Genomic DNA, 13,154 nt, shown 5'->3' with positions numbered 1-13,154 from the left:
AGGGACGCCTGGACAGGCCTGTCAGCAGCGATTACCGTAACCTCCCTTCGGCTCCCGGATGGACATGCCCAGCCAAGCACATGGCACTGACATGTTGCCGGAGGCAAAATACAGGCAAAGGAATCAGGCAAGGATACAGGCCGGAAGCGGGCCTGCAGCCCGGGGCCTAGGCGTTGAAGAACGCCTTCAGGTCGTCCACGCGGTCCAGCCGCTCCCAGGTGAAGTCCGGTTCATCGCGGCCAAAGTGGCCGTGGGCGGCGGTCTTGGCGTAGATGGGCCGTTTCAGGTCCAGTGCGTCGATGATGGCGCGGGGGCGCAGGTCGAAAATCTCCGCGATGGCGGCGCTGATGCGGGCCGGATCAACCGTTTCCGTGCCGAATGTTTCCACGTACGTGCCCACCGGACGGGCCTGGCCGATGGCGTAGGCGATCTGGATTTCCGCACGCTTGGCCAGCCCTGCGGCCACCACGTTCTTGGCAACCCAGCGCATGGCGTACGCGGCAGAGCGGTCCACCTTTGACGGGTCCTTGCCCGAGAAGGCGCCGCCGCCGTGCCGGGCCATGCCCCCGTAGGTGTCCACGATGATCTTGCGCCCGGTCAGGCCGGCGTCCCCAACGGGGCCGCCGATGACGAACTCGCCGGCGGGGTTGAGGATGTTGCGGGCGCGGGAGAGGTCAAGGTTGGCCCCTGCCAGCACCGGCTTGATGACGAGGGCGGCGAGGTCCGCGCGGAGCTGGTCCAGGCTTGCGCCTTCGGCGTGCTGGCTGCTGATCACAACGGTTTCGACGGAGACCGGGACATCCTTGTCGTAACCGACAGTCACCTGGGTCTTGCCGTCCGGGCGGAGGTAGGCCAGTTCGCCCGATTTGCGGACTTCGGTGAGCCGCTCGGACAGCCGGTGCGCAAGCCAGATGGGCACCGGCATGTAAGAGGGAGTTTCGTCGCTGGCGTAGCCGAACATCAGGCCCTGGTCGCCGGCGCCCTGGAGGTCGTAGTCGTCCTCCTGCCGCCCTTCGCGGGCTTCCAGCGAGTTGAACACGCCGCCGGCAATGTCGTTGGACTGCTGGCCGATGGACACGGACACGCCACAGCGGGCGCCATCGAAACCGTTGGCCGAGGAGTCGTAGCCGATGCCCAGGATGGTCTCGCGCACGATCTGGGGGATCTCGACGTAGGCATCAGTGGTGACTTCGCCTGCAACGTGGACCAGGCCTGTGGTGGCCATGGTTTCCACCGCTACCCGCGATTCCGGGTCCGCAGCCAGCAGCGCATCCAGGATGGCATCACTGATCTGGTCGCAGATCTTGTCCGGATGGCCCTCGGTAACCGACTCGGAGGTGAAGAGCCGAAGCGCGTTGGGCGTGGCCCCGGACGTGTGGGGAAGGTGCAGCGGTAAAGTCACTCAACTACCTTACTGGTTGGAATACGGACACCCGCCAGGAGACATCAGGAGATGTCTTCGTGCTAAGCAGACGTGGCCTGAAACACACTCAGGTGCGGGGCGAAACGGAATTCAGTTCAGCGGAGATCCGGCTGATGATGGCTGCCGAAACCTCCGTCTTGGTCCCGGACGCCTCCTGTGGTTCGGAGCCGGAGCGGGCCAGGATGACCACCGAATTGGTGTCCTGCCCGAAGACCTTGTCCGTGCCCACATGGTTGACCACCAGGAGGTCGCAGCCTTTGCGCTGCAGCTTCGCCCGGGCGTGCGCCAGGACGTCACCGTCGCTGTCCCCGGTCTCAGCCGCAAAGCCGACGATCAGCTGCTGCCGCCTGCCCGGGGCCGCGCTGTTCCGGAGATCCACCAGTTCGTGCAGGATGTCCGGGTTGCGGACCAGCGTGATGACGGGGTCCTCCCGGTCGTCGCGCTTCTTGATCTTGGTGTCGGAGACGGCCGCGGGACGGAAGTCCGCCACCGCAGCGGACATGATAACTACGTCGGAGTCAGCTGCCGCGGCAAGGGCGGCTTCCCGCAGTTGCAGGGCTGTCTCCACAGGCACCACCTCGACGCCGGCCGGCGGGGGAACGTCCATATGGGCTGCGAGCAGGCGGACGGTTGCGCCGGCGTTCCGGGCTGCGACGGCCAAGGCGACTCCCTGCTTTCCGGAGGACCTGTTGCCCAGGAAGCGGACCGGATCCAGGGGCTCGCGGGTTCCGCCGGCGCTGATGGTGACGGTGCGTCCGGCCAGCGGCAGCTGGAAATCCGACTGCCCCTGCACCAGGGCCATGGCGGCGTCGAAAATGGCTTCCGGTTCGGGGAGCCTGCCCGGACCTGAATCGGCGCCCGTCAGCCGGCCGCTGGCGGGTTCCAGAACGGCTGCACCGCGGCTGCGCAACGTTTCGACGTTGGCCCGGGTTGCCGCGTGCTGCCACATTTCCGTGTGCATGGCGGGCGCGAACAGCACAGGGCCGCGGGCCATCAGCAGGGTGTTCGTCAGCAGGTCCCCGGCCTGTCCGGTGGCCGCCTTGGCCAGGAGGTCAGCGGTGGCCGGGGCGATGACGATCAGGTCAGCCTCGTGGCCCAGCCGGACGTGGTTGACCTGGTGGACGTCGTCGAAGACGCTGTTGCTGACCGGATTTCCGGACAGCGCCTCCCACGTGGCAGTGCCAACGAACCGGGTGGACGCCTCGGTGGGGATCACCGTGACGTTGTGGCCGGCTTCAGTAAAAAGCCGGAGGAGCGATGCCACCTTGTAGGCGGCAATCCCTCCCCCGACTCCGAGGACTATGCGCACGTGACCTCCGTCAACAGCAAGTCAGTTCGGCGGCAGTTTTACTCTGCAGCTTCGATCGGCGTGGAAACCAGCTTGCCCTCGTTGATCTCGCGCAGGGCGATCGACAGCGACTTCTCGTTCAGCTTGGTGTCAACCAGCGGGCCGACGTATTCGAAGAGGCCCTCATGCAGCTGGGCGTAGTAAGCGTTGATCTGACGAGCACGCTTGGCACCGAAAATCACCAGGCCGTACTTGGAGTCGGCTGCCTCGAGCAGCGAGTCGATCGGCGGGTTGATGATGCCTTCAAGGTTCGTGGACACGAATTCTCCAAAGTTCTAGCGGGCTGACGGTTCCGGCGCTCCATGCGGGTGCGGGGTCAGCCCCATGAGTGAAACAAGCTCGTCCGCTGCCCGGCGAACGTCGTCATTGATGACGGTGTAGTCGAACTCCGGTTCAGCAGCAAGTTCCAGTTTAGCGGTTTCCAGCCGGCGCTGCTGTTCCTCCGGGGTTTCCGTGCCGCGGCCCACAAGCCGGCGGACCATTTCGTCCCAGCTGGGCGGGGCCAGGAAGACAAATTGTGCATCCGGTACGGCCGCCTTCACCTGCCTGGCACCCTGGAGGTCTATTTCCAGGAGCACGGACCGGCCCTCGGCAATGGCCTGGTTGACGGTGCTTTTCAGGGTCCCGTACGTGTTCTGCCCGTGGACCACGGCCCATTCGAGGAGCTCGCCGTCAGCGACAAGCTGCTCGAACTCGTCCTTGGACTTGAAGAAGTAATGGACGCCGTCCTGTTCGCCGGGACGGGGTGCCCGGGTGGTGGCGGACACGGACAGCCACACCTCGGGATAGTTGTCGCGGATGTAAGTGGACACGGTGCCTTTGCCAACAGCCGTCGGACCAGCGAGGACTGTCAGTCCAGGTTTCTTGCTCACGTATTCCTTTGCCGGGGTTTGGGGGGTGGGCGGGCTTCGGCCCGCCCTAACTCTCGTCTATAAAATCTACCAGCGCGCGGCGCTGGTGGATGCCCAGCCCGCGGACCCTGCGGGACGCCGCTATCCCCAGCTGGTCCATGATGGCAGCGGCCCGCACCTTTCCGATGCCGGGAAGCGCCTCAAGGAGTTCGGAGACCCTCATCCGGGCGAGTGCCTCGTCCTGCAGCGCGGAGCTGATGATGTCCGCGGCAGACCTCTCGCCGTTTTTAAGGCTTTCCTTGGCCGCCGCACGGGTGGCCCTGGCTGCTGCTGCCTTGTTCAGGGCCTCAGCCCGTTCCGATGCGGATAACGGCCGCAGGACCATGGTGCACACCCCCGGATTCGGTGGACGGGTCCAGGGGCGACCGCCCTTGGACCTGTCCTGAAACTACCCTTTGGTGCTGTCCGAATCAATGCATCAGCTCAAACGGACCACTATTCGCCGCGGAGTCCGTCCAGGGTCCGTTGCGCCGCGTCCCTCAGGCCGCGCTGTTCCGGCCCGGCAGACAGGATGTCCCTGCTCGAGGTGCCGAGGACCTGCGGGTAGGCGGCGCCGAACGTGGCGCGGAGGTCGGCGGGCGTGGCCCCCTGGGCTCCAAGGCCCGGGGCCAGGACCGGGCCGCGCACAGCGGCCAGGTCCAGGTCCAGTTCGGTAAGGGCCGACCCCACGGTTGCACCCACCACCAGGCCCACGGAGCCGAGGTTTCCCTGGTAGCGGCGGTTTTCCGCCGCAGCCGACTGCGTGATCCTGCGGGCGACGGAGTCCGCTCCCCCGACGTGCTGGACGGAGGCGCCCTCGGGGTTGGACGTGAGTGCGAGGACGAAGACGCCGCGGCCGGTCCGGGCTGCCAGGTCCAGCGCGGGGCGCAGTGACTCGAAGCCTAGGTAGGGACTGAGCGTTACCGAGTCCGCAGCGAGGGGGGAATCGTCCCGGAGCCAGGCGTCGGCATAGGCCGCCATGGTGGAGCCGATGTCACCGCGCTTGGCGTCGGCGATGGTGAGTACCTTCTCGTCGCGGGCTTCGGCAAGAAGCTCTTCAAGGACGGCCATCCCGGCGGAGCCATGGCGTTCGTACAGCGCCACCTGGGGCTTGATGGCGGCAGCGAGGGAACCCACGGCCTCCAAAACCGTCAGCGAAAAGCGCCTCAGCCCTGCGGCGTCGTCGTCCAGCCCCCAGCCCTTCAGCAGGGCTGGGTGCGGGTCGATGCCGACGCAGAGGGGCCCGCGGGCGGCCATGGCGGCACCCAGCCGGGAGCCGAAAGACTCCCGGCCGGGTGCACCGGCGGACGGCACTGCCTGCTCAGGCATGCTGCAGGGCCGCCTTCTGGGACTCTGCCAGCGATGCGGCGTGCTCCTGCAGGCTGGTGACGGACCATTCGTAGGTCCGCATCGCCTCGATGGCCTGCACGGCGGCGTTGAACTCCGCCACCGTGGTGATGCAGGGAATGCCGATGGAGGTGGCCGCTGCCCGCAGTTCGTAGCCGTCGCTGCGGGCCTCCCCGCCGGACGGGGTGTTGAAGACCATGTCGATCTCGCCGGCGATGACAAGGTCTGCGATGGTGCCTTCGCCCTCGGCGCTGCTGCCTTCTGCCACCTTGCGGACAGGGGTGGCCTGGATGCCGTTGCGGCGCAGGACGTCCGCGGTGCCGCCGGTGGACACGATTTCGAAGCCCAGGTCGGAGAGCCTCTTGACACCCATGATCACGGAGCGCTTGTCGCGGTTGGCCACGGAGACAAAAATCTTGCCCTCGGTGGGCAGCGCGTTGTTGGCGGCTGCCTGGCTCTTGGCGAACGCGGTGTCGAAGTGCTTGTCGATGCCCATGACCTCGCCGGTGGAGCGCATTTCCGGGCCGAGCAGGGAGTCAACCACCTTGCCCTCCAGGGTACGGAAGCGGCTGAACGGCAGGACTGCCTCCTTGACGGACACCGGGGCATCCAGCGGAAGCGTGGACCCGTCGCCCACCTCGGGCAGCATCTTGTAGGCGCTGCGGAGCTGTCCGATGGTCACGCCGGTGCCGATCAGGGCAGCCGCTTTGGCCATCTGCACACCGGTCGCCTTGGAGACGAACGGCACCGTGCGGGACGCCCGGGGGTTGGCCTCAAGGACGTACAGGACGTCGGAGGCCAGGGCGAACTGGATGTTGATGAGCCCGCGGACGCCCACGCCCTCAGCGATGGCGCGCGTCGCCGTCCGTACCCGCTCCAGCACGTTGGTGCCCAGGGTGATGGGCGGCAGGACGCAGGCGGAGTCGCCGGAGTGGATGCCGGCTTCCTCGATGTGCTCCATGATGCCGCCCAGGTACATGTCGGTGCCGTCGAAGAGTGCGTCGACGTCGATTTCGACGGCGTCCTCCAGGAAGCGGTCGATCAGCACAGGGTGGTCCGGGGTGATCTCCGTGGCGTTGGCGATGTAGCGGGACAGGTTGGGCTCGTCGTAGACGATCTCCATGCCGCGGCCGCCCAGCACGTAGGACGGGCGGACCAGGACCGGGTAGCCGATTTCGTCGGCGATCTTCTTGGCATCCTCGAAGGACACGGCGGTGCCGTTCTTCGGGGAGATCAGGCCCGCCTTGTCCAGGACGCGGGAGAACGCGCCGCGGTGCTCGGCCAGGTCGATGGCCTCCGGGGACGTTCCGAGGATGGGGACACCGGCATCTGCCAGCTGCTGGGCCAGCTTGAGCGGGGTCTGGCCGCCGAGCTGCACAAAGACGCCCATGACGCCGCCGGTGCGTTCCTCCGCCGCGATGACCTCCAGTACGTCCTCGAGCGTCAGCGGCTCGAAGTAGAGGCGGGTGGAGATGTCGTAGTCGGTGGAGACGGTCTCCGGGTTGCAGTTGACCATCACCGTCTCGTACCCGGCCTTGCGCAGCGCCATGGAGGCGTGGACGCAGGAGTAGTCGAACTCGATGCCCTGGCCGATCCGGTTGGGGCCGGAGCCGAGGATCAGGATGGACGGCTTGGAGTGCAGCGCAACCTCGTCCTCCTCGTCGTACGCCGAGTAGTGGTACGGCGTGTAGGCGGCGAATTCCGCCGCGCAGGTATCCACGGTCTTGTAGACGGGGCGGATGCCCAGTGCCTGGCGGACGCCGCGGACCACGGCTTCGGAGTTGTGCGTGAGCGCGCCGATCTGCTCGTCGGAGAAGCCGTGGCGCTTGGCGCGCTTCAGCATCTCAGCCGTCAGCGCACCGGCCTGGCGGATTTCGCGGGAGATCTCATTGAGCAGCTGGAGCTGGTCAAGGAACCAGGGATCGATCTTGGTGGCCTCGAAGAGGTCCTCCACGCTGGCGCCGCCCAGGAGTGCGCGCTGGACCTGGTGCAGGCGTTCCGTGGTGGGGCGCTTCGCCTTCTCGATGAGCTCCGGCACCTCCCATTCGGGGACGGAGCTGAAGTCCAGCTGCGAGCCCTTCTGTTCGAGGGAGCGCAGGGCCTTCTGCAGGGCTTCGGTGAAGTTGCGGCCCATGGCCATGGCCTCACCCACCGACTTCATGGTGGTGGTCAGCGTGTTGTCAGCAGCCGGGAACTTCTCGAACGCGAACCGCGGAACCTTGACCACAACGTAGTCCAGGGTGGGTTCGAAGGACGCCGGGGTCTTCTGCGTGATGTCGTTGGGGATCTCGTCCAGCGTGTAGCCCAGCGAGAGCTTGGTGGCGATCTTGGCGATGGCAAAGCCGGTGGCCTTGGACGCCAGCGCCGAGGAGCGGGAGACGCGGGGGTTCATTTCGATGACCACCACGCGGCCGGTGGCGGGGTCGATGGCGAACTGGATGTTGCAGCCGCCGGTGTCCACGCCCACTTCACGGATGACGGCGATGGAGATGTCGCGCAGTCGCTGGTACTCGCGGTCGGTGAGGGTGAGGGCCGGTGCCACCGTGATGGAGTCGCCGGTGTGGACGCCTACTGGATCGAAGTTCTCGATGGAGCAGACCACCACGACGTTGTCGTTCTTGTCCCGCATCATCTCGAGCTCGTATTCCTTCCAGCCGAGGATGCTCTCTTCGAGCAGCACCTCGCTGGTGGGGCTGTACTGCAGGCCCTGTCCAACGATGCGGCGGAGGTCGTCCTCGTTGTAGGCGAGGCCGGAGCCCAGGCCGCCCATGGTGAAGGAGGGCCGGACCACCATGGGGTAGCCGAGGTCCTCGGCGGCTTTCAATGCCTCGTCCATGGTGTGGATGATGTGGCTGCGGGCGGACTCGGCGCCGCAGCGCTCCACCACGCCCTTGAACTTTTCGCGGTCCTCCCCGAGCTCAATGGCGGCGATGTTGGCGCCGATGAGTTCAACGTTGTACTTCTCAAGCACACCGTTCTTGTCCAGGGCGATGGCGGTGTTCAGCGCGGTCTGTCCGCCCAGGGTGGGCAGGACGGCGTCCGGGCGTTCCTTGGCGATGATCTTCTCCACAACCTCGGGGGTGATGGGTTCGATGTAGGTGGCGTCGGCAAACTCGGGGTCGGTCATGATGGTGGCCGGGTTGGAGTTGACCAGGATGACCCGCAGGCCTTCCTCCTTGAGGACGCGCAGCGCCTGGGTCCCGGAGTAGTCGAACTCGGCGGCCTGGCCGATAACGATCGGGCCGGAACCAATGACGAGGACGCTCTTGAGATCTGTACGTTTCGGCATTACTTCTTGTCCTCAGTCTTGTTGTCGGAATGATTCGGCGTTGCCGCGCCGGCTGGGTGCGCGGCGTCCACGGGCTCCTTGGACAGGTTCGCTGTCCTGCCGTCCCGGGTGCCCTCCATCAGCTCGATGAAGCGGTCGAACAGGTAGGCGGCGTCGTGCGGGCCGGCCGCGGCCTCGGGGTGGTATTGCACGGAGAAAGCGGGGATGTCCAGGCAGGCGAGCCCTTCCACGACGTCGTCGTTCAGGCTGACGTGGCTGACCTCCACGCGGCCGTACCGTTCCTCCGGAGCCTGCGTGGCGCCGTCGAGCGGTGCGTCCACGGCAAAGCCGTGGTTCTGGGAGGTGATCTCCACCTTGCCGGTGCGGCGGTCCATGACGGGCTGGTTGATGCCGCGGTGGCCGTAACGCAGCTTGTAGGTGCCGAAGCCCAGTGCGCGGCCCAGGATCTGGTTGCCGAAGCAGATGCCGAAGTAAGGCAGCTTTTCGTCCAGGACGGAGCGGAGCAGCTTGACCTGGGCATCTGCCGTGGCGGGGTCGCCGGGGCCGTTGGACATAAAGAAGCCATCGGGGTTGACGGCCTTCACATCCTCCAGCGTGGCGGTGGCGGGCAGCACGTGGACGCGGACGCCGCGCTCGGCGAAGCGGACCGGAGTCATGGCCTTGATGCCAAGGTCGATCGCCGCGATGGTGAACCGGGGGTCGCCTTCCCAGCCATGGTCCTTCGGCTCCACGACGTAGGCCTCGTCAACGCTGACTTCCTCGGCCAGCCGGGAGCCCTCCATGGGGGCGCTGGCCAGGACGGCGTCCACCAGTTCCTTGTCCGTGGCCTGGGCGGCCTCCCCGGAGAAGATGCCGGCGCGCATGGTCTTGTGCTCGCGCAGGTGCCGGGTGATCGCACGGGTATCCACGCCCTGGATCCCGACGATTCCCTGCTCCACCAGTTCCTCATCCAGTGAACGCTCGGAGCGCCAGTTGGAGGGGCGGCGGGCGGCGTCGCGGACAATGTAGCCCGCAACCCAGATACGGCGGGACTCGGCGTCCTCGCTGTTCACGCCGGTGTTACCGATGTGCGGCGCCGTCTGCACCACGAGCTGGCGTGCGTAGGAGGGGTCGGTGATGGTTTCCTGGTAGCCGGTCATGCCGGTGGCGAAGACCGCTTCTCCGAGGGCGGTTCCGGTGGCGCCGTAGCTGCTTCCGCGGAAAATGCGGCCGTCTTCAAGGACCAGCGCAGCTGGAGCGGAAACCGGGGCGTTTACTGCTGTGTTTGTTGTCACTGTCTTACTTTCCACTGTTGGCGTCAGCCGCCGGGGCTGAAGAAATCAATTCCTGAAGTGCTTCGAAGAGCCGGTCCTTGTCCGCCGCACGGCGGGTGCGGAAGCCGGAGTCCAGTTCGTGGCTGCCGTGTACCCAGGACAGGACCAGGAGTCCGTCCTTTTCCACGAACTTACCTGCCATGCCGCTGTCCTGCCGGACGCCGGTAAGTGATGCGGCCGGGATGTAGAGGGCCGGAGCGCCCGACCGGTCGAAAAGGACGCCGTGCGGATACACCTCGAGGGTCGAAGTGGTCCTGATGCCCAGGCCGTGGACGGCGATCCGGTCAAGCCAGTCGCCGGCGGTGGTGGTGGCCACGTACTGCCCTTCGGCACCGGCGATAGGCTTGCCAGGTTCGGCGGGCACGGCAGGCAGCAGGCCGACGTCGGACTGGCGGCGGAGCCTGCTGCGCCAGCCGATGGCGAGGAGGACGAAGACGACGGCGATGACCGCCAGCATGGCCAGTCCCGGAAGGATTTTGTCCATCAGGCGACGCCTGCGGTTGCGTCGGCGTAGGGGTACGGCGTGTTGAGTTCACCGTCAAGGACAGTGGGGTGCCCCTTGAAGAACGTGGCCACCACCTTGCCGGGCAGTTCCCTGCCCTTGAACGGCGAATTCCGGCCCATGGTGGCCATGCGGAACGGATCAACAGTCCAGCGGGCAGCGGGGTCCACCAGGATGACGTTTGCGGGCTCCCCCGCTTCCAGCGGGCGGCCCTGGTCAGCCAGCCGGCCGATCTTCGCCGCAGCGGTGGAGGTGACGCGGGCGAAGTCCGCCCACGTCATGAGGCCCGTTTCGATCATGGTGTGCTGGACCACGGAAAGGGCGGTTTCCAGGCCCGTCATGCCCATGGCTGCCTGCGCCCACTCGCACTCCTTGTGCTCGCTGGGGTGCGGTGCGTGGTCCGTACCAACGACGTCGATGGTGCCGTCCGCCAGGCCTGCGCGCAGCGCCTGGACGTCGGCGTCGGTGCGCAGCGGCGGATTCACCTTGAAGACGGGGTCGTAGCTGCGGACCAGGTCGTCGGTCAGCAGCAGGTGGTGCGGCGTCACCTCGGCCGTGACGTTGATCCCCCGCTCCTTGGCCCAGCGGATGATTTCCACGGAGCCGGCGGTGGAGACGTGGCAGACATGCAGCCGGGAGCCGACGTGCTGCGCCAGCAGGACGTCGCGGGCAATAATGCTTTCCTCGGCAACGGCGGGCCAGCCGGCGAGGCCAAGTACCGCGGACACCTCCCCCTCGTTCATCTGGGCGCCGGCGGTCAGGCGCGGCTCCTGCGCGTGCTGGGCCACCACGCCGTCGAACGCCTTGACGTACTCCAGCGCACGGCGCATCAGTACGGGATCGTGGACGCAGATGCCGTCGTCGGAGAACATGCGGACGCGTGCGCGGGAATCGGCCATGGCCCCCAGCTCGGCCAGCTGCTCGCCCGCCAGGCCCACGGTGACCGCACCCACCGGCCGCACGTCCACCCAGCCGGCTGCCCGGCCGAGGGTGTAGACCTGCTCCACAACGCCCGCGGTGTCTGCCACGGGCGTGCTGTTGGCCATGGCATGCACGGCGGTGTACCCGCCCAGGGCCGCTGCGCGGGTACCCGTCTCCACGGTTTCGGCGTCCTCGCGGCCGGGTTCGCGGAGGTGCGTGTGCACGTCCACCATGCCGGGCAGGGCGACCAGGCCGGCAGCATCGATGACGGTCACGTCGTCGGCCCTGCCTTCGGCGCTAAGGCCGGTTCCGGTTTCGGCGATGACGCCGTCGCGGATCAGCAGATCCGCCGGTTCGCCGCCCAGGATCGAGGCACCGCGGATCAGGTAGGTTCCGGTGTTGGCTGCCATCAGTTGCTCTCCTTGGTGGAATGGGTGCCGGCGTACGCCAGGGTGGGGGTGGCGGCTGGTTCCCGGGTGTCCCCCGAAAGCAGCAGGTACAGGGCGGCCATCCGCACCGAGACGCCGTTACGGACCTGGGCCAGCACGGTGGATCGGGGCGAGTCGGCGGCAGCCGCGGAAATTTCCAGGCCACGGTTCATGGGGCCGGGATGCATGATGATGGTGTCCTTCATGCCCAGCGTGTCCAGGGCTTTCAGGCGGTTGTCATCGAATCCCCACCGCCGGGAGTACTCACGGGTGCTGGGGAAGAAGGATGCATTCATGCGTTCGCCCTGGACACGCAGCATCATCACGGCGTCGACGCCCTGCTCAAGGGTGTCGTCCATGTCGTAGCTGACCTTGCACGGCCACTTTTCGACGCCGATGGGCAGCAGCGTGGGCGGCGCCACCAGGGTCACTTCCGCCCCGAGCGTACGGAGCAGCCAGACGTTGGAACGCGCAACCCTGGAGTGCAGGACGTCCCCGGCGATCGCAACCCGCATGCCCTTGAGGTCCGCGCCTTCGGAACCGGTGCCGGCCAGGCGAGCCCAGTGCCGGCGCATGGTGAACGCATCCAGAAGGGCCTGGGTGGGGTGTTCGTGGGTGCCGTCCCCGGCGTTGATCACGGCAGCGTCAATCCAGTCAGTGGCCGCGAGGCGGTGCGGTGCGCCGGAGGCCCAGTGACGGATGACGACGGCGTCCGCTCCCATGGCGGACAGCGTCTGGGCGGTGTCCTTCAGGGACTCACCCTTGGACACCGAGGAGCCTTTGGCCGCGAAGTTGATGACATCGGCACTGAGCCGCTTGGCGGCGGCTTCGAAGGAGATCCGGGTGCGGGTGGAGTCCTCGAAGAAGAGGTTCACCACGGTCCGGCCGCGGAGCGCCGGGAGCTTCTTGACCTCGCGGTCGCCTACTGCTGCCATCTCCTCGGCGGTGTCCAGGATACGGATTGCATTGGCGAGGCTGAGGTTTTCGGTGGAAAGCAGGTGCTTCATGAACGGCCCTCGATGACAACCTCGTTGACCGGCGTGCCGCCAGGGGCGGTGTCGGTCTCAGCCAGCCGGACCCGGACCTTTTCCGCTGATGATGTCGGCAGGTTCTTGCCCACGTGGTCGGCACGGATGGGAAGTTCGCGGTGGCCGCGGTCGATCAGCACGGCGAGCCGGACGATGCGCGGACGGCCAAGGTCGACGAGCGCGTCAAGGGCGGCGCGGATGGTGCGGCCGGAGTACAGGACGTCGTCAATGAGGACAACCACCTTGTTGTCGATGCCCGTCCGGGGCAGCTTGGTGGGGTACGGGGGCCTTGTCCCCTGGTGGGAGAGGTCATCGCGGAACATCGTGACATCCAGCTGGCCAACAATGGCGGCGGCGTCAACGGTGCTGTCCGCTGCGGCAATTTTTTCGGCAAGGCGCAATGCCAGCGGGTAACCGCGGCGCGGGATGCCCAGCAGGACGAGGTCCTGCGATCCCTTGTTGGCTTCAAGGATCTCATGGGCGATACGAGTGAGTGCCCGGTCGATGTCCGTCTGGCTGAGGACAACCCTGGCTGGAACCGGTGCGCTGGTGACAGAAGTCAACGCTCGTCTCCCCTTTCCCCGCCTCACAGGACGGAATTAAAAAAGGATCATGTGCGGTTCAAAATTACCACACGGGTTTCCGGGAGGCCGTGCCGGGAAGAG

General features: G+C 66.7%; 12 protein-coding genes. All 12 read right to left on the bottom strand.

The genetic code is table 11. From position 1 onward, the window contains the following. Nucleotides 1–166: 166 nt before the first annotated feature. Nucleotides 167–1,402 (bottom strand): methionine adenosyltransferase, encoded by a 1,236-nt coding sequence (metK, locus tag NFU08_RS00145; RefSeq protein WP_174174325.1) that lies wholly within the window; start codon nucleotides 1,400–1,402, stop codon nucleotides 167–169. 88 nt (nucleotides 1,403–1,490) lie between these two features. After that, a complete protein-coding gene (gene coaBC, locus NFU08_RS00140) occupies nucleotides 1,491–2,732 on the bottom strand; it encodes a bifunctional phosphopantothenoylcysteine decarboxylase/phosphopantothenate--cysteine ligase CoaBC (RefSeq protein ID WP_174174322.1) in 1,242 nt (413 codons plus the stop codon). A gap of 38 nt (nucleotides 2,733–2,770) precedes the next feature. Then, nucleotides 2,771–3,031: a DNA-directed RNA polymerase subunit omega gene (gene rpoZ, locus NFU08_RS00135; protein WP_003800778.1), complete on the bottom strand. Its 261-nt coding sequence runs from the start codon at nucleotides 3,029–3,031 to the stop codon at nucleotides 2,771–2,773. A 15-nt stretch (nucleotides 3,032–3,046) separates the two neighbouring features. After that, a complete protein-coding gene (gene gmk / locus NFU08_RS00130; RefSeq protein ID WP_174174320.1) occupies nucleotides 3,047–3,643 on the bottom strand; it encodes a guanylate kinase in 597 nt (198 codons plus the stop codon). Between the two features lie 46 nt (nucleotides 3,644–3,689). Then, entirely contained in the window at nucleotides 3,690–4,007 is a 318-nt protein-coding gene (mihF, locus tag NFU08_RS00125; protein WP_174174766.1) for an integration host factor, actinobacterial type, read from the bottom strand. A 110-nt stretch (nucleotides 4,008–4,117) separates the two neighbouring features. Then, nucleotides 4,118–4,990: an orotidine-5'-phosphate decarboxylase gene (gene pyrF / locus NFU08_RS00120; RefSeq protein ID WP_174174318.1), complete on the bottom strand. Its 873-nt coding sequence runs from the start codon at nucleotides 4,988–4,990 to the stop codon at nucleotides 4,118–4,120. Next, the gene (gene carB, locus NFU08_RS00115; RefSeq protein ID WP_174174316.1) at nucleotides 4,983–8,297 is read right to left on the bottom strand and encodes a carbamoyl-phosphate synthase large subunit; all 3,315 of its coding nucleotides are present in this window, start codon (nucleotides 8,295–8,297) and stop codon (nucleotides 4,983–4,985) included. The genes pyrF and carB overlap by 8 nt, the downstream gene beginning before the upstream one ends. Next, nucleotides 8,297–9,571 (bottom strand): glutamine-hydrolyzing carbamoyl-phosphate synthase small subunit, encoded by a 1,275-nt coding sequence (gene carA / locus NFU08_RS00110; RefSeq protein ID WP_174174314.1) that lies wholly within the window; start codon nucleotides 9,569–9,571, stop codon nucleotides 8,297–8,299. Before carA ends, carB begins: the two co-directional genes overlap by 1 nt. Before the next feature lie 4 nt (nucleotides 9,572–9,575). Next, nucleotides 9,576–10,094, bottom strand: a complete 519-nt coding sequence (locus tag NFU08_RS00105; RefSeq protein ID WP_251420078.1) for a hypothetical protein — start codon at nucleotides 10,092–10,094, stop codon at nucleotides 9,576–9,578. Next, nucleotides 10,094–11,443 carry a dihydroorotase gene (locus tag NFU08_RS00100; protein WP_251420077.1) on the bottom strand — a complete coding sequence of 450 codons (1,350 nt, stop codon included), beginning with the start codon at nucleotides 11,441–11,443 and terminating at the stop codon, nucleotides 10,094–10,096. Before NFU08_RS00100 ends, NFU08_RS00105 begins: the two co-directional genes overlap by 1 nt. Beyond that, on the bottom strand, nucleotides 11,443–12,468 hold the full coding sequence (locus tag NFU08_RS00095) for an aspartate carbamoyltransferase catalytic subunit (protein ID WP_251420076.1): 1,026 nt from the start codon (nucleotides 12,466–12,468) through the stop codon (nucleotides 11,443–11,445). The genes NFU08_RS00100 and NFU08_RS00095 overlap by 1 nt, the downstream gene beginning before the upstream one ends. Further along, complete coding sequence (gene pyrR / locus NFU08_RS00090; RefSeq protein ID WP_251420075.1) at nucleotides 12,465–13,052, bottom strand: bifunctional pyr operon transcriptional regulator/uracil phosphoribosyltransferase PyrR; 588 nt, start codon at nucleotides 13,050–13,052, stop codon at nucleotides 12,465–12,467. Before pyrR ends, NFU08_RS00095 begins: the two co-directional genes overlap by 4 nt. Nucleotides 13,053–13,154 lie beyond the last annotated feature (102 nt).

It is taken from the genome of Pseudarthrobacter sp. NCCP-2145 (assembly GCF_023708005.1).
Lineage (GTDB): Bacteria > Actinomycetota > Actinomycetes > Actinomycetales > Micrococcaceae > Arthrobacter > Arthrobacter oxydans.
The sequence above is the reverse complement of the archived record's forward strand: the minus strand, read 5'-3'. Positions and strand labels throughout refer to the sequence as shown.